The sequence below is a fragment of the Corallococcus praedator genome (assembly GCF_003612125.1).
In the GTDB taxonomy this organism is placed as follows: Bacteria; Myxococcota; Myxococcia; order Myxococcales; family Myxococcaceae; genus Corallococcus; species Corallococcus praedator.
On record NZ_RAWI01000026.1, the window covers coordinates 1 to 20610 of the forward strand.

Sequence of the window (20610 nt, forward strand, 5' to 3'; positions counted from 1 at the left end):
AGACAGGAAGGGGGCCGTGGGGGTGGTGGAGGTGGCGCAGCCGAGGACGGCCACCAGCGGGAGGAAGCGCAGGCGCGAGACGCGCGAGGTAGGGGCGGGCATGCGGGCTCCGGAAAATACAAAAGGCCCGACCCGGGAGGATCGGACCTTCTGTGGGTGCATCAGGACGTCGTCACGAAGACGACGACGCGCTCAGATCGGGCGAACGTTCTGCGCCTGCAGGCCCTTGGGGCCGCGGGCGACGTCGAACTCCACCTTCTGGCCTTCGGCCAGCGAGCGGAAGCCATCCGCCTGGATCGACGTGTGGTGGCAGAAGAGATCCTCGCCCCCGCCGTCCTGCGTGATGAAACCGAAGCCCTTCGCATCGTTGAACCACTTCACGGAACCGGTAGCCATTGCCTGTTCTTCTTTCATCACGGATGGGCAGAGACGCCGTCCGGTCCTTACAGAGAGTCAACCCTACAAGACGGGCGCACACTAAGCACCGGTCCCACCGGAAGTCCACCCCACAAAATACAGAAGGTCCGACCCTGGGGGACCGGACCTTCCGGGGTGCTGCAAGAAGTCGTCAGGATGACGACAGGCTCAGATCGCGCGAACGTTCTGCGCCTGCAGGCCCTTCGGGCCCTTGGTCACTTCGAACTCCACCTTCTGGCCTTCGGCCAGCGAGCGGAAGCCGTCCGCGTTGATCGCGGTGTGGTGGCAGAACACGTCCTCGCCGCCGCCGTCCTGGGTGATGAAGCCGAAGCCCTTCGCATCGTTGAACCACTTCACGGTACCGGTCGCCATTGCCTTGTTCTTCTTTCATCTCGGACAGGGAGAGTCGCCGTCCGGTCCCACAGAGAATAACCCTACAAGACAGCAGGCAGCCTAGACGCCCCTCCCGGAACCTGTCTACTCCCTGTTCACGTCACCAGCCGCACTTCTGGCCCTTGTTCTGTTCCTGGAGCCAACGACGCAGTGGGGCGAAGTACTCCAGCATGGGCGTGGCATCCATCTGCTTGCCGCCCGTCATCGCGGACAGCGCCTCCGGCCAGGGCTTGCTCGAGCCCAGCTCCAGCATCGCCTGGAGCCGCTGACCCGCCGCCTTGTTGCCGTAGATGGAGCACTCGTGGAGGGGGCCCTTGATGCCGGCCGCCTCGCAGAGCGCCTTGTGGAACTGGAACTGGAGGATCCGCGCGAGGAAGTAGCGCGTGTAGGGCACGTTGGAGGGCACGTGGTACTTGGCGCCCGGGTCGAAGTCCTGCTCCGTGCGGACCGACGGCGCGCTCACGCCCTGGTACTTCTGGCGCATCGCCCACCAGCTCTTGTTGTAGTCCGCCGGCTTCACCTTCCCGCTGAAAACATCCCAGCGCCACTGGTCCACCAGCAGGCCGAAGGGCAGGAAGGCCACCTTCTCCAGAGCGTCCTTGAGCTGCAGGTTGATGACGTTCTTGTCGTTCTTTTCCACCGCGCTCAGCAGGCCCGCCTGCTGCAGGTAGGACGGGGTGATGGAGAGCGTGAGCGCGTCGCCAATGGCCTCGTGGAAGCCGTCGTTGGCGCCGGCCTGAAAGAGGACGGGGAGCTTGTAGTAGTACGTGTAGTAGTAGTTGTGCCCCAGCTCGTGGTGGATGGTGACCAGGTCCTCCTCGGTGGGCTTGATGCACATCTTGATGCGCAGGTCGTTCTCGTACGTCACGTCCCAGGCGGAGGCGTGGCAGACGACGTCGCGGTCCTTCGGCTTGGTGAACTGCGAGCGCTCCCAGAACGTCTGGGGCAGCGGCTTGAGGCCCAGCGAGGTGAAGAACTTCTCCCCCAGCTTCACCATCTTCTGCGAGTCATAGCCCTGCTTCACCAGCGTGGCGCTGACGTCCAGGTCGGCCTGGCCGGGGAACGGCTCCACCAGCGGGTAGATGTTGTTCCACTCCTGCGCCCACATGTTGCCCAGCAGGTGCGCGGGGATGGGCTTGCCGGCGGGCACCTTCGCCTCGCCGTACTGCTTCGCGAGCCGGCCGCGCACGTAGCAATGCAGCTCGTCGTACATGGGCTTGACCTGGCCCCAGAGCCGCTGCGCCTCCTGTTCGAACTCCGCGGGCGGCATGTCGTAGGACGACCGCCACAGGGTGCCCAGGTCACTGAAGCCGATGTCCTTCGCGCCCGCGTTGGAGAGGTTCACCAGCTGCGTGTACAGCGGGCGCATGGGGCGGCTGATGGAGTGCCAGCCCTGCCACGCGTCGAGCAGCGCGGCCTCGTCGCGGCTCTCCGCCATCACGTCGGACAGCTCCTCCAGGTCGCGGCACTTCGCCTTGCCGTCCTTGCCGCAGTACTTGCCCTTGCCGTACAGGCCCTCCAGCTTCGCGGCGGTGGCGGCCAGCTCCGCGCGCTGGGTGGCGTTGGCCGGGGCGGGCAGCGTCTGGGAGACGCGCAGCAGGTGCAGCATGCGCGCGGTGTCCGCATCCAGCGTCAGCCCGTCGAAGCGGCGCGAGTCCTTGATGGCGCCATTCACGTAGGCCATCACCTCCTCGTTGACGGAGGCCGCGTTCCGCTCCGTGTCGTCGGTGATGTAGGTGGACTTGATCCACTCGGCGGTGGCCTGCCGGGTCCAGAGCTGCTTCAGGTCCGCGTTGAGCTTCTGCGCGAACTGCTTCGCCTCGGCGGGCGTGGCCTTGGTGGCCGGAGCAGCCGGGGCCTTGGGGGTCGCGGCGGGCGTCGTCTGCGCGCCAGCGGTGGTGGCCGCCAGCGACAGGGCGGCCAGGGCCGCGCGCATCAGGGGCTGAGGGAGGAGGGTCCGGGTCATGGGCGCGGACACTAGGGGAAGTGGCGGGCCATCGCACCCGTGAAGTAGGACGCCGCGGTGCGTCCATGATGGCCCGCGAAGAGGGACCGCGCGGGTCGAACGGGGAGCAGCCAGCCATGACAAGCCGTCCCTGCCGCGCAGCTACAGGGAGTGACAGCTTTCTTCCATGCTGCTCGGACATACCAGGGATGCCAGTTGGCCCGCTCCGGAGCCGGAGCTGACGAAGGCCCGGCGGTTCCTGGAGGACTGCCGGGGCAAGCACGTGCTGGTGGTTCCGCACCCGAGCGCGGATGGGCTCGCATCCGGCGTGCTGATGCTACGAGCGCTCCAGTCCCTGGGTGCGCGCCCGACCGCTCGGCTGCCGGGCAAGGGAGAGGACCTCCACTCCGAGACCTTCCTGGAGCGCCTGGGCACGGCTCCGGCGGAGGCGATGGTGGTGCTGGACATGGGCAACCGCTGGGGTGGGCCCCTCTTGCCCGGCGTGCCCACGCTCGTCGTGGATCGCCATGACCGTCAGGGAGCGAACGGATTCCCACCGGAGGTCCAGGTGCTGAGCGCGCACGGCCACGAGCCCGTCGCCAACACCAGCGTGCTGACCTACGTCCTGATGTCGCACTTCGTCGTGCCGGGCCCGCTGGAGTGGCTGGCCGCGCTGGGCACCGTGGCGGCGCTGGGCCCGGATGCGCCGATGCCCTTCCTCAAGGACGCGCTGCGGCGGGCGAAGCGGACGGCGGTGGTGGAGACCGTCTCGCTGTTGAACGCGGCCACGCGCTCCCACCGCGTCGCCACCCCGCTGGCGATGCAGGTGCTGCTGCGCGCGGGGAGCGCGTCGGACATCCTCGAGAGCCGCGTGCTGGGCGTGGATGCGCTGCGCGACTGCCGGCTGGAGGTCCAGCGCGAGGTGGTCCGCTGCGCCAAGACACCCCCGCGCTTCGCGGGCAAGGTGGCCCTGCTGCTGTTCAGTTCCGAGACCCAGGTGCATCCGCTGGTCGCGGTGCGGTGGGCGCAGCGGATGCCCGACCATGTCGTCATCGCCGCGAACACCGGCTACCTGCCCGGCCGCGTGGACTTCACGCTGAGAAGCCGCGCGCCGTTGAACCTGAAGGGCCTGATGCGGGACTGGGAGCGGCCCACGCGGGAAGAGACCTCCGAGGAAGGCGATGTCCGGCACGTGGCCAGTGGCAGCCTGCCGCCCGCGGACTTCCTGCGCATGATGGAGGGCATGGGCTTCCGTGGACTGAACGGCCGCGACGTGGAGCGACGCGGCGTCGCGCCTGGATGATTGCGATATGACAGGGCGGATGCTTCGCGCCCTCCCTGCCCTCCTCCTCGCGTCGTGCCTCGCTTGCGGTTCCACCACCGATGACCCGACTCCGGGTGGCGAGGCCTGCGAGCGGTTCTCCTTCCCACTGTCCGCCGTCACCGCGTCCAACCACGTGAGCTCGTGCGGCAGCACCGCGTGCGGCAACGGCGAGAACCCGCCCAACTCCGGCATGCACTGCCCCACGTGGTTGCAGTGCCAGAGCTACACCACGGAGCAGCCGCGCTGCTCGTGGCTGCACAACCTGGAGCACGGGCACGCGGTGTTCCTCTACAACTGCCCGGAGGGTTGCGCCGACGAGGTCGCGAAGCTGGAGGCCGCGCAGGCCCGCGCCGCGCAGGGCAGCAACGGCGTTCGTCGCGCGCTCGTCGCTCCCGACGCGCAGCTTCCCCAACGCTTCGCCGCGATGTTGTGGCGCCGCACGTACCTGATGGACTCCGTGGATCCAGAGGCCCTCGCGTGCCTCCTGGCGTTGCAGGATGCGGATGCGCCCGAGCCCGGTCTGCTCTGCTCTCCGTGAAACAACCGTGACGCCGGGATGAAATGGAGACGCGTGAGGGCATCCTCCCCGCCACGGTGGTGGGTGGTGTCCGACCTTGCGCGCGTTGCATCAACGTCTCTTTAATTCGAGACACGCGTCGCCCCTCTTGCATCCGCCACCGTGCCTGACGCGGCGGCACTGGTCCCCCCGCCTCCTGGGGGTGGCGCGACGACATGACCGACACCGTCGACGCCTCCCCGTCCCCCCGGGGCCTGTCTCCTCGCAGCATCGCCGAGGCTTTCGCGACGCAGGTCGCCTTGCGTCCCCAGGCCATCGCCGTCCGTTGTGACGGGCAGCAGCTCACATACGCGGAGCTGGACGCGCGGGCGAACCGGCTCGCGGGAGCGTTGAAGGCGCGAGGCGTGGGCCGCGAACAGCCACGGGTGGGCGTGTGTCTGCCGCGCTCAGTGGAGCTGCTCGTCGCACTGCTGGGCATCCTCAAGGCAGGCGGTGCGTATGTCCCGCTCGATCCGGAGTACCCGGCGGAGCGGCTCGCCTTCATGGCCACGGACTCGCGCGTGCGGATCATCCTCACGCGCGCGGCGCTGGAGTCGCGGCTGCCCGAGGGTGACTGGCACACGCTCTGCCTGGACTCGCACGCGGCCACCCTGGCGGCCTTCAGCGACACGCCGCCTGGGTGCGACGCCGTCCCGGAGGATCTGGCGTACGTCGTCTTCACGTCGGGCTCCACGGGCCGGCCCAAGGGTGTCTGCGTGCCACACCGGGGCGTGCTGCGGCTGGTGCTGGACGCGGACTACGTGCACCTGGGGCCGGACGAGGTGCTGTTGCAACTGGCGCCCGTGGCCTTCGACGCGTCCACGTTCGAGATCTGGGGAGCGCTGCTCAACGGTGGCCGTGTCGCGGTGTTCTCCCGGGGCGCGGCGGCGTTGGATGAACTGGGCGACTTCCTGCGCACGGAGCGGGTGACGACCGCGTTCCTCACCACCGGCCTGTTCAACAACCTGGTGGACCTGGGCCTGCCGGGCACGGACACGCTGCGGCAGCTCTATACGGGCGGCGAGGTGATGTCGCTGCCCCACGCCCGGCGCGCGCTGGAGGCCCTGCCCCACACGCGCGTGATCAACTGCTACGGGCCCACGGAGAACACCACGTTCACGAGCTGCCAGCCCCTGCGGGCGCCACTCGGCTCCGAGCCCGCGCCCATCGGTCACGCCATCTCCGGCACGCGGATGTACATGCTGGACGAAGCGGGCCGCGAGCTGCCCCCGGGCATCGTGGGCGAGCTGTACACGGGCGGCAGCGGCGTCGCGTGGGGCTACTGGGAGCGACCCGACCTCACCGCCGAGCGGTTCCTGCCGGATCCCTTCAGCACCGAACCGGGCGCGCGGATGTACCGCACGGGAGACCTGGCGCGCAGGCTCGCGGACGGCGCGGTGGACTTCGTGGGACGCAGCGACCACCAGGTGAAGGTGCGCGGCTTCCGCATCGAGCCGGGGGAGGTTGAAGCAGCGCTGCGCCTTCACACGTCCGTGCAGGAGGCGGTCGCGCTCGTGCGCGAGGATGCGCCGGGAGACAAGCGGCTGGTCGCGTATGTGACGGCCAGCGAGCCCCTGACCTCGGCCCTGCTGCGGGCCCACCTGAAGGCCCACCTGCCCGCGCACATGCTGCCGTCGGCGATCGTCGTGCTGGACGCGATGCCGCTCACGGCCAACGGCAAGGTAGAGCGCAAGGCCCTTCCGGATCCCCGCGACTGCCCCGGTGCCGAGGACGACTTCGTCGCGCCTGAGACCGCGCTGGAGCGGGCCGTCGCCAGGGTCTGGGCGGAGGTGCTGCGCGTGGACGACGTCAGCGCCACCGCGGACTTCTTCGAATTGGGAGGACAGTCGCTCCTGGCCACGCGGGCCATCGCGCGATTGGGGGACCTGCTCCAACGGCCCGTCGCCCTGCGCACCCTCTTCGAGCACCCCACCCTGCGCGCCTTCTCCGCTGCCGTGGAGACGGGGCACCCAACGTCCGGGCACACCGAAGCGCCCATTCCCCCGTGCACGGATGCGGCGCGGGAGCAGTTGTCGTTCTCGCAGCAGCGGCTGTGGTTCCTCGATCGCTGGATGCCGGGCTCGCCGCTGTACTCGCTGCCGATGGCGTTCCGGCTGGACGGGGCGCTGGAAGCTTCCGTGCTGGAGCAGGCCCTCCAGGCCCTCGTGGATCGACATGAAGCCCTGCGCACGACCTTCCCCGGTGACGGCGTCCCGGTGCAGCGGGTCGCTTCGCGCCTGACCGTAGCCCTGGCGTGCGTGGAGTCGCGCTCCGAGGAAGAGACCGCCGAGTGGATGCAGCGTGAGGCGGAGCAGCCGTTCAATCTGGCGGAGGGGCCCCTCTTCCGCGCTCGGCTCATCCGGGAGGGGGAACGCAAGCAGGTGCTGGTGCTCAACCTGCACCACATCATCTCCGACGGGTGGTCCTTCGGCGTGCTGTACCGCGAGCTGTCCTCGGAGTACCGGACGCGGAGCCTGGGCGAAGGCTCCGCGCTGGAGCCCCTACCGCTCCAGTATCCCGACTACGCGGCGTGGCAGCGCCAGTGGCTCCAGGGCGATGTGCTTACACAGCAGCTCGAATTCTGGGAGCAGCAGCTCGCGGACGTGCCGCACGTATTGGAGTTGCCGACCGACCGGCCGCGTCCCGCCGCGCAGGGGTTCGCCGGGGCCATCCACCGCTTCAAGATCCCCGCGGAGCTTCGCCACGCCCTGGACGGCGTGGCACGCCAGGAGGGCGCCACGCTGTTCATGGCCCTGCTCACCGGCTTCCAGGTGCTGCTGTCGCGCTACAGCGGTCAGAGCGACTTCGTGGTGGGGACGCCCATCGCCAACCGCACGCGTGAAGAGCTGGAGGGGCTGATCGGCTTCTTCGTCAACACGCTCCCGCTGCGTGTCCGCTTCGAAGGCACGCCCTCCTTCCAGGACGTGCTGCATCAGGTGCGGGACCGCGCGCTGGGGGCCTATGCGCATCAGGACCTCCCGTTCGAGAAGCTGGTCGAAGCCCTCCAGGTCGAACGGGAACAAAGCCGCACGCCGCTCATCCAGGTGCTGTTCGCGCTCCAGAACGCGCCGGCCGGGCAGCTCCAGTTTCCGGGCGTGGCCGTCACCCCGCTGACGCTGGACACACGGACGTCCAAGTTCGAGCTGTTCCTCGCGCTGGAGGAGTCCGGTGACGGACTCGTGGGAACGCTCGAATACGCCACGGCGCTCTTCGATGCGTCCACCCTCCAGCGCCTGTCCGAGCATTACCTCCAGGTGTTGCGGTGCTTCGTGGAAGCACCGTCCCGGGCCACGGCCGACGCGGTCTTCCTCTCGCAGGCCGAGCAACAGCAGGTGCTCCGGGACTGGAACGCGACGGCGCGCCCCTACCCTTCGGACCTGTCCATCGTGGACGCCTTCGCGGCACAGGTCGCTCAGCATCCCGAAGCCATCGCCGTGAGCCACGGCCACACGACGCTCAACTACGTGGAACTGGACGCGCGGGCGAACCGGCTCGCCTTGCGGCTGCGGGCGCTCGGGGTCCACCGAGGCACACCGCAGGTGGGCGTGTGCCTGCCCCGCTCCGTCGATCTCATCGTGTCGCTCCTGGCCATCCTCAAGGCCGGTGGCGCCTACATCCCGCTGGATCCGGAGCATCCGCCGGAGCGCCTCGCCTTCATGGCCGGGGATGCGCGGCTCGTCGCCATCGTGACCCACGAGGCCCTGGCGTCACGGCTGCCCGGAGGCGCCTGGACGCCGGTGTGCCTGGATGCTCCGGACGACACCGTGGAGGAACCGTCCGGGTTGGATGCGGTGCTGCCGGTGGATCTGGCGCACATCATCTACACGTCGGGCTCCACGGGGCGGCCCAAGGGCGTGTGCATCCCGCATCAGGGCGTGGTGCGACTGGTGCTCAATCCCGACTACGTGCGGCTGGGCCCCGGCGACCGGATGGCGCAGTCCACGACCATCGCGTTCGACCTCTCCACGCTGGAGATCTGGGGCGCGCTGCTCAATGGGGCCACGCTGGTCCTGTTCTCCAAGGACGAGATCATCGACCCGGACGTGCTGGCGCGCCGCCTCCAGGAAGAGCGCATCACGCACATGGTGCTGGCCACGGCCCTGTTCAACCACGTGGCCCGCACGCGGCCCGAGGCCTTCCGTCACCTGTCCTGGATGATCTTCGGAGGCGAGGCCGCGGACGTCTCCTGCGTCAACGCGGTGCTCGCGCACGGAGGCCCCACCGCGCTGATCAACGGCTACGGCCCCACGGAGAACACGTCCTTCAGCACGTGGTATCGGGTGCCGCACGCGGGAGTCACGTCAGTGCCCATCGGAGGACCGCTCGCCAACAGCACCGCCTATGTGCTGGATGCGCGACTCCAGGGGGTCCCGCCAGGGGTCGTGGGGGAGCTGTTCGTGGGCGGCGACGGACTGGCGCTCGGGTACTGGGACCGGCCCGCGCTCACCGCGGAGAAGTTCGTTCCCCATCCGTTCAGCGACACGCGGGGCGCGCGGCTCTACCGCACCGGCGACCTGGTGCGACAGCGGACCGATGGCGTCCTGGAGTTCATCGGGCGCCGCGATCATCAGGTGAAGCTGCGAGGCTTCCGCATCGAACTGGGCGAGGTGGAAGCGGCCCTGCGGCAGCACGCCTCCGTGCACGAGGCCCTCGTGATGGTGCGCGAGGACGTTCCGGGCGACCGCCGGCTTGTCGCCTACGTCGCGGCCCCGGACCTCACGGATGCGGCGCTCCGTGAGCACCTCCAGGCCCGGCTCCCGGACCACATGGTGCCCGCCGCGTTCGTGGTGCTGGCGGCACTGCCGCTGACACCCAACGGGAAGATCGAGCGGCGTGCACTGCCGGCACCCGAAACCTCCCGCTCCGGCACCGACGACTTCGTCGCGCCCCGGAGCCCACTGGAAGCACGGGTGGCGGACATCTGGGCCTCCGTGCTGGGCGGCCGCGAGGTGGGGGCGCACTCCCACTTCTTCGACCTGGGAGGCCATTCGCTGCTGGCCACGCAGGTGGTGTCACGCGTGCGCGATGCGCTGGGCGTGGCCCTCCCCGTGCGCGCGCTCTTCGAAGCCCCGCGCCTGGAGGCGTTCGTCCGGACCGTGGCGCGACTCATGGAAGAGGGAAGCCGGGACGCTTCGCGCATTCCCCTGCTGCCTCGCGAGTCCACCCTTCCCCTCTCCTTCGCCCAGGAGCGGCTGTGGTTCCTCGGGCGTCTTCATGAGGCACGCGGCGTCTACAACATGCCCATGGCCCTGCGCCTGGACGGTCCGCTGGACGTCCCCGTGCTGCGCGCCAGCCTCGAAGCGCTCATCCTCCGGCATGAAGCCCTGCGCACCACCTTCCCAGAAGGCGACCACCCCTCCCAGCACATCCACGCGGAGCCAGGGCTCGCCTTGGAACTCCAGCGCATCGACGCTCGCGGACCAGAGGACGCTCGGGTCCTGGACCGGCTGAAGCGAGAGGCGGAGGCACCCTTCGACCTTGCTCGCGGTCCCCTGTTCCGGGCGCTGCTGCTCCAGCTTGAAGGCACGTGCTCGGTGCTGGTGCTCAACCTGCATCACATCGTGTCCGACGGATGGTCCCTGGGTGTGCTGTACCGGGAGCTGTCCTCGGAGTACCGGGCGCGGCTTCAGGACCGTCATGCGGAGCTGACCCCGCTGCCCTTGCAGTACGCGGACTATGCGGCGTGGCAGCGGAAGGCACTCCAGGGGGAAGGACTCCAGCGGCAGCTCGACTTCTGGAAGCAGCAGGTCGCGGAGGCACCGCACGTCCTGGAGCTGCCCACGGACCGCCCGCGTCCCGCCGTGCAGCGGTTCGAGGGCGCGACCCATCGCTTCACGTTGGCCTCTTCGCTCCGCCACTCGCTGGAGACCGTGGCGCGCCAGGAAGGGGCCACGCTGTTCATGACGCTGCTGGCGGGCTTCCAGGTGCTGCTGTCGCGCTACAGCGGTCAGCGGGACTTCATCGTCGGCACGCCCATCGCCAACCGCACGCGCGAAGAGCTGGAGGGGCTCATCGGCTTCTTCGTCAACACGCTGCCGCTGCGCGCCCGGCTGGAAGGCGCTCCCTCCTTCCGGGAGCTGCTGAGTCAGGTGCGGGATCGGGCCCTGGGGGTGTATGCGCACCAGGAGCTGCCTTTCGAGAAGCTCGTGGAGGAGCTGCACGTCGAGCGCTCGTTGAGTCACGGCCCCCTGGTGCAGGTGATGTTCGCCCTGCAGAACGCGCCCGGAACCCTGCCCCAGCTTCCCGGCCTCCAGGTGCAGTCCCTGGACCTTCAAACCCATACGTCCAAGTTCGACCTGGGCCTGATGCTGGAGGAGACGGACGACGGGCTCTCGGGCGCATTCGAATACGCCACCGCGCTCTTCGAGCCGCGCACCGTCGAGCGGATGGCCGACCACTTCCGCCGGTTGCTCGAAGGCGCCACCCATCAACCCGACACCTTCGTCCACGCCCTGCCCTGGCTGTCCGAGGAGGAGCACCACCGCGTCCTGGTGGAGTGGAACGACACCGCGCGGGCCTATCCGCGCGACGCATCCCTCGTGCGCGCCTTCACCGCGCAGGTGGCCGCGCGTCCGGACGCCATCGCCGTGCGCCACGGGGACCGGAGCCTCACGTACGCGGAGCTGGAAGCGCGCGCCAATCAGCTCGCCTGGGACCTGAAGGCCCGGGGCGTGGGACGCGCGGCCCCCCGAGTGGGTGTCTGCCTGCCGCGCTCCATTGAACTCATCGTGTCGCTGGTCGCCATCCTCAAGGCGGGCGGCGCCTACGTGCCGCTGGATCCGGACTACCCCTCCGAACGCCTGGCGTTCATGGCGGGCGACGCACGGCTCGTCGCGGTCGTGGCCCAGGCGTCACTCCTGGACCGGGTGCCGGACGGTGCGTGGTCGGTCCTGTGCCTGGATGCTCGGGCAGAGACGTGGAGCCAGCGTGACCGTCACGCGCCTCCGGACGAAGGCTCCGGCGACGATCTGGCGCACATCATCTACACGTCGGGCTCCACCGGCCGGCCCAAGGGCGTATGCATCCCGCATCGCGGGGTCGCGCGGCTGGTCCTCGACCCTGATTTCCTCCAGGTCCGCCCCGAGGACCGGGTGGCCCAGACCTCGACGGTCGCCTTCGATGCGTCGACGTTCGAGCTGTGGGGTGCCCTGCTCAATGGCGCCACGCTCGTGCTGCTGTCGAAGGACGAGGTCATCGAACCCACGGTGCTCGCGAAGCGGGTCCAGGAAGAGGGCATCACGATCCTCTTCCTGACCACGGCGCTCCTCAACCATGTCGCGCGCACCGATGCCTCGCTCCTGAAGGGCCTCCGTGGTTTGCTCTTCGGTGGCGAGGCCGCGGACCCAACCTGCGTCCGCGCACTGCTGGCGCACAGCGCCCCCGAGCACCTCGTCCACGCTTACGGACCCACCGAGAACTCGGCGTACAGCACGTGGTTCTCGCCGGCTCAAGTCGAAGCCGATGCGCTGGCGGTGCCCATCGGGCGTCCCGTCTCCAACAGCACGGCGTACGTGCTGGACGCGCAGGGATACCCCGTGGCCCCGGGCGTCATCGGTGAACTCTTCGTCGGGGGCGATGGCCTCGCCTGGGGGTATTGGGAGCGGCCCGACCTCACCGCCGACGCCTTCATCCCCCACCCCTTCTCCTCCTCCCCAGGAGCCCGCCTCTACCGCACTGGCGACCTCGTCCGGCAACAGCACGACGGCGACCTCGTCTTCGTCGGCCGCCGCGACCATCAGGTGAAGGTCCGTGGCTTCCGCATCGAGCCCGGCGAAGTCGAAGCGGTCCTGCGCCAGCATGCTTTCGTTCGCGAAGCCCTCGTCCTCGTGCGGGAGGACTCGCCCGGCGACAAGCGGCTGGTTGCCTATGTCACCTCCCGTGAGGCCCTGAGCGCCAGCGACCTGCGCTCCCACGTCCAGGGATTGCTTCCCAGCCACATGGTGCCCTCGGCGTTCGTGCTGCTCGACGCGCTGCCGATGACGCCCAATGGGAAGGTGGACCGACGCTCGCTGCCGGTGCCCCTCACGGAGGAAGGACCCTCCGCCGGCTCATTCCCGACGCGGGCGCTGACCGCGCTGGAACAGACGCTGACCGACATCTGGTGCACGGTGCTGCATCTGTCCCACGTCCGTGTCGACGCGAACTTCTTCGACCTGGGCGGGCACTCGCTGCTGGCCACGCAGGTCGTCTCCCGGATCTCCCAGGCGCTGTCCATCCCGGTTCCCGTCCGCACGGTCTTCGAGTTCCCCACCATCGAAGCCCTGGCCGGGCACCTGGAAGCACGCATGAAGGACACGGTGCTGCCCGGTCCCGCGATCCGGGCCCTGCACCGTGACGGTCCGCCACCGCTGTCGTTCGCGCAGGAACGCCTCTGGTTCCTCCACCAGTTCCACGACGACCGGGCCGCCTACAACATGCCCATGGCGCTGCGGCTGGAGGGGACGCTGGACGTGGCCGCGCTGGAGCACGGACTCCAGGCGCTGGTGGACCGGCATGAATCGCTGCGCACTTCCTTCCCGGGCGATGGCGTTCCGGCGCAGCGGATCGCACCCCGGCTTCCGGTGTCCTTCCGCACGGTGGAGGCCCGCTCGAAGGAAGAAGCCGACGCCGTCCTGAAACAGGAAGCGGAGACGCCCTTCGACCTCGCGGAAGGCCCGCTGTTCCGCGCCCTCCTCGTGCGCGAGGACGAACGGCATCACGTGCTGCTGCTCAACCTGCACCACATCGTGTCCGATGGATGGTCGCTCGGCGTCCTCTACGAGGAGCTTTCCTCCGAGTACCAGGCACACCACGCAGGGCGACCCTCGGACCTCGCGCCCCTGAGCGTGCAGTACGCGGACTACGCGGCGTGGCAGCGCCAGTGGCTCCAGGGGGATGTGCTCCAACGGAGACTCGATTACTGGAAGCAGGAGCTGGCGGACGCACCAAGGCTCCTGGAGTTGCCCACGGACCACCCACGTCCCGCCGTGCAGCGCTTCACGGGGGCCACCCAGGTCTTCACGCTCCCACGCACCGTGCGCGAGCCCCTGGAGGTGCTGGGCCGCCAGGAAGGCGCCACGTTGTTCATGACGCTGATGGCGGGCTTCCAGGTGTTGCTGTCGCTCTACAGCGGCCAGCAGGACTTCATCGTCGGCACGCCCATCGCCAACCGGACGCACGAGGAGCTGGAGGGGCTCATCGGCTTCTTCGTCAACACGCTGCCCCTGCGTGCGTGGCTGCACGGCAAGCCCTCCTTCCGCGAGGTCGTGCGCCGCGTGCGAGACCGGGCCCTGGGCGCCTATGCGCATCAGGAGCTGCCCTTCGAAAAGCTCGTGGAGGAGCTGCACGTCGAGCGCGCCCTGGACCACGGTCCCCTGGTGCAGGTGATGTTCACCCTCCAGAACGCGCCCGGGATGCCGCCACGGTTCCCCGGCCTCCAGGTCCAGGCGCTCGAACTCCAGACCTGGACCTCCAAGTTCGACCTCACCCTGGCCCTGACCGAAACCCCCGAGGGCCTGAGCGGCACGTTCGAATACGCGACCGCGCTCTTCGAACCACACACGATTGAACGGATGTCGGATCACTTCCGGCGCCTGCTCGAAAGCGCGCTCCGCCAGCCCGATGCCTCCCTCCACGCCCTGTCCTGGCTCTCCGAGGAGGAGCGCCACCGCGTCCTGGTGGAGTGGAACGACACCGCCCGGCCCTACCCGCGCGACGTGTCCCTCGTGCAGACCTTCGAAGCCCAGGCGGCCGCGCGTCCGGACGCCATCGCCGTGCGCCACGGAGCCCAGGCAGTCACCTACGCGGAGCTGGACACGCGCGCCAATCAGCTCGCGTGGGCCCTCAAGGCGCAGGGCGTGGGACGTGAGACTCCGCGGGTCGGCGTGTGCCTGCCCCGAGGAATCGATCTCATCGTGTCACTGGTCGCCGTCCTCAAGGCGGGCGGCGCCTACGTGCCGCTGGATCCGGACTACCCGTCAGAACGCCTGGCCTTCATGGCCTCGGACGCGCGACTGCACCGGATCATCACGGACGCGACGCTCGCCGGCCGGCTTCCTTCGGAGGCAGTTGGCATCCTCCGCATCGACACGCTGGAGCCTGTCTCACAGGCGGGATCCCCATTCGATGCTCGCGGCTTCCATCCTTCCGAACCCGCGTACGTCATCTACACGTCCGGGTCCACGGGCCGCCCCAAGGGCGTCTGCGTTCCCCATCAGGCCGTGCTGCGACTGGTGATGGATGCGGACTACATCCCGTTCGGTCCGGACGACCGCGTGGCCCAGGCCGCGACGGTGTCCTTCGATGCGTCGACGTTCGAGCTGTGGGGCGCCCTGCTCAACGGCGCCACGCTCGTCCTGTTCTCGAAGGAGGAGATCATCGAGCCCGCGACGCTCGCCCGCGTCCTGCGCGATGAGCGAATCACCGCGCTGTTCCTCACCACGGCCCTCTTCAATCACGTTGCTCGGATGGAGCCCACGGCCTTCAACGGCCTGTCCACGCTCCTGTTCGGCGGCGAGGCCGTGGACCCGGCCTGCGTCAACCGACTGCTCGCCCATGGCGGGCCGCGTCGGCTGCTGCACGTCTACGGCCCCACGGAGAATACGACCTTCAGCACCTGGCACCCCGTGACAGGGCCCGTCACCGACACGGTGCCCATCGGCCGGCCCCTCTCCAACAGCACGGCGTACGTGCTGGATGCGCACCGCTACCCGGTGGCCCCGGGCGTCGTCGGAGAACTCTTCGTCGGGGGCGACGGCCTTGCCTGGGGGTACTGGGAGCGGCCCGACCTCACCGCTGATGCCTTCATCCCCCACCCCTTCTCCTCCGTCCCAGGAGCCCGCCTCTACCGCACTGGCGACCTCGTCCGGCAACAGCACGACGGCGCCCTCGTCTTCGTCGGCCGCCGCGACCATCAGGTGAAGATCCGTGGCTTCCGCATCGAGCCCGGCGAAATCGAAGCGGTCCTGCGCCAGCACCCTTCCGTGCGCGAAGTCATCGTCCTTGTCCGTGAGGACTCGCCCGGCGACAAGCGACTGGTCGCCTACGTCACCTTCCGTGAGGCCCTGAGCGCCAGCGACCTGCGCGCCCACGTCCAGGGACTGCTTCCCAGCCACATGGTGCCCTCGGCGTTCGTGCTGCTCGACGCGCTGCCGCTCAACGCGAACGGGAAGGTGGACCGACGCGCCCTGCCACGACCCGAGGAGTCCACGGAAGCGGACGACACCGGCGTGGCGCCCCGAACGCCGCTGGAACAACAGGTGGCGGACGTGTGGGCACAGGTCCTCACGCGCACGTCCCTCAGCGTCACCGCGAGCTTCTTCGACCTGGGAGGACACTCCCTGCTCGCGGCGCAGCTCGTGTCGAAGCTGTCCGAACACTTCCAGCTCAAGGTCCCGCTCCAGGTCCTCTTCCAGAGCCCGACGGTCGCGGCGCTCTCGCAGTGGATCCAGTCGCGACTCACACCGGATGCGCCCGGCGCATCGCAGTCCTCGGCCCTGCCCGAAGGCGTCGTGCCGCTTCAGCAGGGCCGCGCGGACCTTCCGCCGCTGTGGTGCATGCACCCGGTGGGCGGCACGGTGTTCTGCTACCAGGAACTCGTGCGGGCGCTCGGGCCTGACCGGACGGTCTATGGCCTCCAGGCTCCGGGCGTGAACGGTGAATGTCCGCCGCTGGGCAGCATCGAAGCGCTCGCGTCGCACCACCTCAACGCGATGCTCCAGTGCCAGCCCCGAGGGCCGTACTACCTCGTGGGCCTCTCGATGGGCGGCACCATCGTCTACGAGATGGCCCAGCGCATGCTCAGGCTGGGCATCCCTCCCGCGCTGCTTGTCTTCCTGGACACGCCCGGCCCCGGCCAGATGCCCACCCGCTTCGAGGACGACGCCGCGCTGCTCGCTGCCATGTTCGGAGACGACACGCCGACGCTCGCGCAGCACCTGCGCACGCTGCCGCCGCACGAACAGATGCGCGAAGTCCTGCGGCAAGCCCGCGCGGGCGCGACCGTGCCGGACTCGTATTCGCTCCGGGACCTGGAGGTCTTCCTGGACGTCTGGAAGGCCCACATGCGCGCCCTCTTCAGCTACGAGCCCGTGGGCTATGCGGGACGCGCCACGTACCTCCGAGCCCAGGAGCACGTGCCGCCCCATCCGCTCCATCCCGAACAACCGTGGCAGGTGCTCGTCCAGCACGGGCTGGAGGTGCTGCCCGTGCCCGGCAATCACCAGACGATGATCGAACCGCCCCACGTCGAAACCATGGCGCGGCACCTGTCCGACGGCATGCGGCGCATCGAAGCAGAGACACCTTCAGCGCCACGCACGTCGGCCGCATAGCAGGACCAGCGCCCGGTGGCATGCCCGAGGGCCTGCCGACCGGGGGAGCGAAGTGGACCGCGCAGGAAGGTGATGGGGGTGGCTGGGCGTACTAGCGCCTCCATGACCAACCCCATTCGACGCGCCCTCGCGGCGCTGCTGACGCTGACGTGTCTCGGGGCGCTTCCGGCCCTGGCCGCCACGGGTGTGCAGGGCCCCGTGCCTTCCGCCTTCCAGAACCGACTGATGGTGGGCCTCTTCGAGGAGGCCGGCCAGAGCTGGATGCGCGACAGCGACGTCCCCTGGGACGCGCGCTACCGCTACTTCACCAAGGGCTGGGCGGACAACTGGGGCTATGGCGCCCACGATGGCGCCTGGGCCGCCAGCTTCTTCACCGAGACGAAGGCGCAGGGCTTCGTCCCCGTCGTCACCTACTACCAACTCTTCGGTGAGCCGGGCGGCGGCGAGCAGGAGACGCTGGCGAAGCTGAAGAACGCCAGCACCATGCGCGCCTACTTCGAGGACGTGAAGCTGCTCCTCCAGCGCGCGAAGACCTTCGGCGGTCCCGTCGTCGTGCACGTGGAACCGGACGCCGTCGGCTTCCTCCAGTTCCAGACGAACTCCAACCCCAATACCTACGCGGCCATCGCCGCCTCCGGGATGCCGGAGCTGGCGGGCCTGCCCAACACCGTGGCGGGTTGGAGCCTGGCGTTCCTCCAGCTTCGCAAGTCGGTGGGCGCGAACAACGTCGTGCTCGGGCTGCACATCTCCGCGTGGGCCAGCGGCAAGGACATCGCGTTCAATTCCCTCACGGATCCGCTCCAGCCGGAGGTGGACAAGGTCGTCGCGTTCATCAACCCGGCGGGGCTCGCGTCCAACGTCACCGGCTCCACCTACGACGTGCTCGTGGGGGATCCGCTGGACCGCGACGCGGACTTCTACCGGCTCACGCAGGGCGCGGATCACACCTGGGACATGAGCGACACGGCGTCCATCACCTCCCGCTCGTACAACCGCTACGCGGAGTGGCTGCGGCTCTTCAACCAGACCACCGGCAAGCGCTGGGTGCTGTGGCAGATTCCGGTGGGCAACTCCAACCACCTCAACGTCAACAACAGCGGCGGCGCGCGCCAGGGCTACAAGGACAACCGCACGGAGTACTTCTTCGGCGCGAGTGGTGACGCGCACCGGCGCAAGTTCGCCAACGTGGGCGTCGTCGCCCTGATGTACGGCGCGGGCGCGGGCGGCCAGAGTTCCTACCAGAACGACCTCGCCACCGACGGGCAGCCCTACCTCAAGAATCGCGCGGGCACGTTCCTCCAGGCCGGTGGACTCTCGCTCCCCGCGGCCGGCACCACCCTGCCGCCCCCGGGAGGCGGTTCAACCGATGCGGGCACGCCTCCCATCGACGCAGGCACGCCTCCGACCGACGGCGGCACGAAGCCGGACGGCGGTGTGGATGGCGGCACCGACGGCGGCGTGGATGGCGGCACGAAGCCGGACGGTGGCACGACGGACGGTGGCACCGGTTCGTCCGACGCGGGCACGCCGGCCGACCCCTCGAAGTACGGCTTCGAGTCCAACACGCAGGGCTGGAGCGCGGCTGGCGCGGCGCTGTCGGCCGTCAGCACCAGCACCACGCAGGCCTCCGCGGGCACCCGTTCGCTGGCCGTGCCCTTCAACGGCACGTCCGGCAAGGGCACCGTGGCCGTGGCGAACGCGGCCGTACCGGCGGGCAGGACGGTGACGTTCCGCTTCTGGCTCCCCACCGGCAGCAAGATCGTCGGCGTGCAGCCCTACGCCCTGGAGGGCGCGGCCGCGAACTGGCGCTGGACGGGCACCTGGTACGCCGTGGGCAGCCTCAAGGCGGGCGCCTGGAACAGCATCACCGTGAAGCTGCCCTCTGGGTCCACCACGCCCCTGTACCAACTGGGCCTGGAGTTCCAGACGAGCGGCACCTGGAAGGGCACGGCGTACGTCGACGCCGTCACCTGGTAGCGCCCGGATGACCCTGGTCCCGCGGGTGCGTGCAACCGCCCGCGGGACCGACGTAGGGTAGCGCCGCCTTGAGCACCCTGCCCCTTCCGACCCCCGCCTCCCGCGAGCGCGTGCGCGCCATCGACTGGCTGCGCGGAATCTCCGTCCTCTTCATGATCCAGTGCCATGCGCTCGCGCTGCTCACCCCCGAGCTGCGCAAGAGCGTGTGGACCGGCCGGCTGTTGAAGATCGACGGGCTGGTGGCCCCCGCGTTCATCTTCTCCGCCGGCTTCGCGCTCTCGCTCTTGATGGTGCGCAGCGCCGCGAGCGGCGTGCTGGGAGACCGCGTGCGCCGCAACCTGCGCCGCATCGCGGAGGTGTTCGCCGTCGCCGCGCTGGTCAACGCCGCGTGGTTCCCCGTGCTGAAGGAACCGGTGTGGCTGTTGCGCCTGGACATCCTCCACTGCGTGGGCCTGTGCCTGATTCTGACCCTGCCCCTGGCGGCGCTCCTGGCCTCGCGGCCTCGCGCGCTCGCGGCCATGGCGTTCGTGCTGGCGATGGTCGCGTTCGCGCTCGCGCCCTTCACCGACAACGCGGGCGAGCCGTGGGCGTCGTTCCTGCGCAAGTCCTCCTGGGCCACCTTCCCCCTGCTGCCGTGGATCGGCTTCGCGTGGCTGGGCGCCTTCTGCGGCACCATCGCGGGCGCGTGGGGCCGCGCGGGCCTCACCCGGGCCCTGCTCTTCCTCATCGCGGTGGGGCTCGCCGGGACGCTGATGCCGCACCTGCTCAGCAGCCTCTATCCCCCGCACCGCTTCTACGTCACCAACCCGTCCAACTCCGCCACCCGCTTCATGTGGGTCTGCGCGGTGCTGCTCGGGTTGCTATGGGTGGAGGGCCGGATGGCGCCGGACGCGAAGCCCTCGCGGGCCCGGCGCTTCCTGGAGGTGTTCGGGACCGCGTCGCTGTCAGCGTACTTCTTCCACGAGATGCTGCTGTTCTACCGGACGTTCGGTTTCTCGTTCCAACGCGTCTGGGGCGACCGCAGCGGGTGGCTCCAGTACGCGGGCCTGGTCGCGCTGCTCATCGCGTGCACGTACCTGCTGTGCCTCGCGGTGGATCCAGCGGAGCGCGCGCTGAAGCAGGGCTTCGCGCGCGTCCGCCAGCTCGCGCTCAGTGGCCCGTGGATGCGGCCTGCTCGAAGGCGCGGATGATGTCAGGTGGGGCCTGCACCAGCTCGATGAGCACGCCCTCGCCGCTCAGCGGGAACTGATCACTGCCCTTCGGGTGGATGAAGCACACGTCGAAGCCCGCCGCGCCCTTGCGGATGCCGCCGGGCGCGAAGCGCATGCCCTGCCCCTCCAGCCACTTCACGGCGGTGGCCAGGTCGTCCACCCACAGCCCCACGTGGTTGAGTGCCGGGTCGTGCACTTTCGGACGGCCGTCGGGATTGACGGGCTGCATCAGGTCCACCTCCACCTTGAAGGGGCCCGCGCCCGCCACGACGATGTCCTCGTCCACGTTCTCCCGTTCGCTGCGGTAGGTGCCATGGGCCTGCAGGCCCAGGGTGTCCACCCACAGCCTGCGCAGGGCGCCCTTGTCGAGCCCCCCGATGGCGATCTGCTGGATGCCCAGAATCCGGAACGGTCGTGTCGTCTCCATGGGCGGGCACCGTCGCAAATGGGGTTTCCCCACGCAAGCGCGGGCCACG

The 20610-nt window shown here is 69.4% G+C and carries 9 protein-coding genes; 5 read left to right on the forward strand and 4 right to left on the reverse strand.

Translation table 11 applies throughout. The features are described from left to right. Nucleotides 1-192: 192 nt before the first annotated feature. From D7Y13_RS05535 to D7Y13_RS05545, 3 genes are all read right to left on the reverse strand, one after another. Nucleotides 193-396, reverse strand: coding sequence for a cold-shock protein (locus tag D7Y13_RS05535; RefSeq protein ID WP_120530976.1), 204 nt, complete (start codon nucleotides 394-396; stop codon nucleotides 193-195). Between the two features lie 189 nt (nucleotides 397-585). Continuing rightward, nucleotides 586-789 carry a cold-shock protein gene (locus tag D7Y13_RS05540; protein ID WP_120530977.1) on the reverse strand — a complete coding sequence of 68 codons (204 nt, stop codon included), beginning with the start codon at nucleotides 787-789 and terminating at the stop codon, nucleotides 586-588. Between the two features lie 121 nt (nucleotides 790-910). After that, complete coding sequence (locus D7Y13_RS05545) at nucleotides 911-2776, reverse strand: M2 family metallopeptidase (protein WP_199732725.1); 1866 nt, start codon at nucleotides 2774-2776, stop codon at nucleotides 911-913. Nucleotides 2777-2942: 166 nt separating this feature from the next. Between D7Y13_RS05545 and D7Y13_RS05550 the strand changes: the two genes are divergently transcribed. From D7Y13_RS05550 to D7Y13_RS05570, 5 genes are all read left to right on the forward strand, one after another. Beyond that, nucleotides 2943-4058 carry a DHH family phosphoesterase gene (locus D7Y13_RS05550; protein WP_120583086.1) on the forward strand — a complete coding sequence of 372 codons (1116 nt, stop codon included), beginning with the start codon at nucleotides 2943-2945 and terminating at the stop codon, nucleotides 4056-4058. Nucleotides 4059-4077: 19 nt separating this feature from the next. Next, nucleotides 4078-4617 (forward strand): thioredoxin-like domain-containing protein, encoded by a 540-nt coding sequence (locus tag D7Y13_RS05555; protein ID WP_233595426.1) that lies wholly within the window; start codon nucleotides 4078-4080, stop codon nucleotides 4615-4617. A gap of 194 nt (nucleotides 4618-4811) precedes the next feature. Then, nucleotides 4812-16946 (forward strand): non-ribosomal peptide synthetase, encoded by a 12135-nt coding sequence (locus D7Y13_RS05560; protein ID WP_120583087.1) that lies wholly within the window; start codon nucleotides 4812-4814, stop codon nucleotides 16944-16946. A gap of 78 nt (nucleotides 16947-17024) precedes the next feature. Then, on the forward strand, nucleotides 17025-18923 hold the full coding sequence (locus D7Y13_RS05565; RefSeq protein ID WP_244222322.1) for a hypothetical protein: 1899 nt from the start codon (nucleotides 17025-17027) through the stop codon (nucleotides 18921-18923). A 68-nt stretch (nucleotides 18924-18991) separates the two neighbouring features. Then, nucleotides 18992-20113 carry a heparan-alpha-glucosaminide N-acetyltransferase domain-containing protein gene (locus tag D7Y13_RS05570; RefSeq protein ID WP_120583088.1) on the forward strand — a complete coding sequence of 374 codons (1122 nt, stop codon included), beginning with the start codon at nucleotides 18992-18994 and terminating at the stop codon, nucleotides 20111-20113. On the opposite strand, the gene D7Y13_RS05575 is transcribed toward D7Y13_RS05570, so the two are convergent. Next, nucleotides 20073-20561, reverse strand: a complete 489-nt coding sequence (locus D7Y13_RS05575; RefSeq protein WP_120530984.1) for a VOC family protein — start codon at nucleotides 20559-20561, stop codon at nucleotides 20073-20075. The genes D7Y13_RS05570 and D7Y13_RS05575 overlap by 41 nt on opposite strands. Nucleotides 20562-20610 lie beyond the last annotated feature (49 nt).

What these genes read in the sequence shown, in the direction of transcription:
- D7Y13_RS05535 (WP_120530976.1), bottom strand. Translation starts at nt 396, where the DNA reads ATGGCTACCGGTTCCGTGAAGTGGTTCAACGATGCGAAGGGCTTCGGT.
- D7Y13_RS05550 (WP_120583086.1), top strand. Translation starts at nt 2,943, where the DNA reads ATGCTGCTCGGACATACCAGGGATGCCAGTTGGCCCGCTCCGGAGCCG.
- D7Y13_RS05545 (WP_199732725.1), bottom strand. Translation starts at nt 2,776, where the DNA reads ATGACCCGGACCCTCCTCCCTCAGCCCCTGATGCGCGCGGCCCTGGCC.
- D7Y13_RS05555 (WP_233595426.1), top strand. Translation starts at nt 4,078, where the DNA reads ATGCTTCGCGCCCTCCCTGCCCTCCTCCTCGCGTCGTGCCTCGCTTGC.
- D7Y13_RS05540 (WP_120530977.1), bottom strand. Translation starts at nt 789, where the DNA reads ATGGCGACCGGTACCGTGAAGTGGTTCAACGATGCGAAGGGCTTCGGC.
- D7Y13_RS05560 (WP_120583087.1), top strand. Translation starts at nt 4,812, where the DNA reads ATGACCGACACCGTCGACGCCTCCCCGTCCCCCCGGGGCCTGTCTCCT.
- D7Y13_RS05575 (WP_120530984.1), bottom strand. Translation starts at nt 20,561, where the DNA reads ATGGAGACGACACGACCGTTCCGGATTCTGGGCATCCAGCAGATCGCC.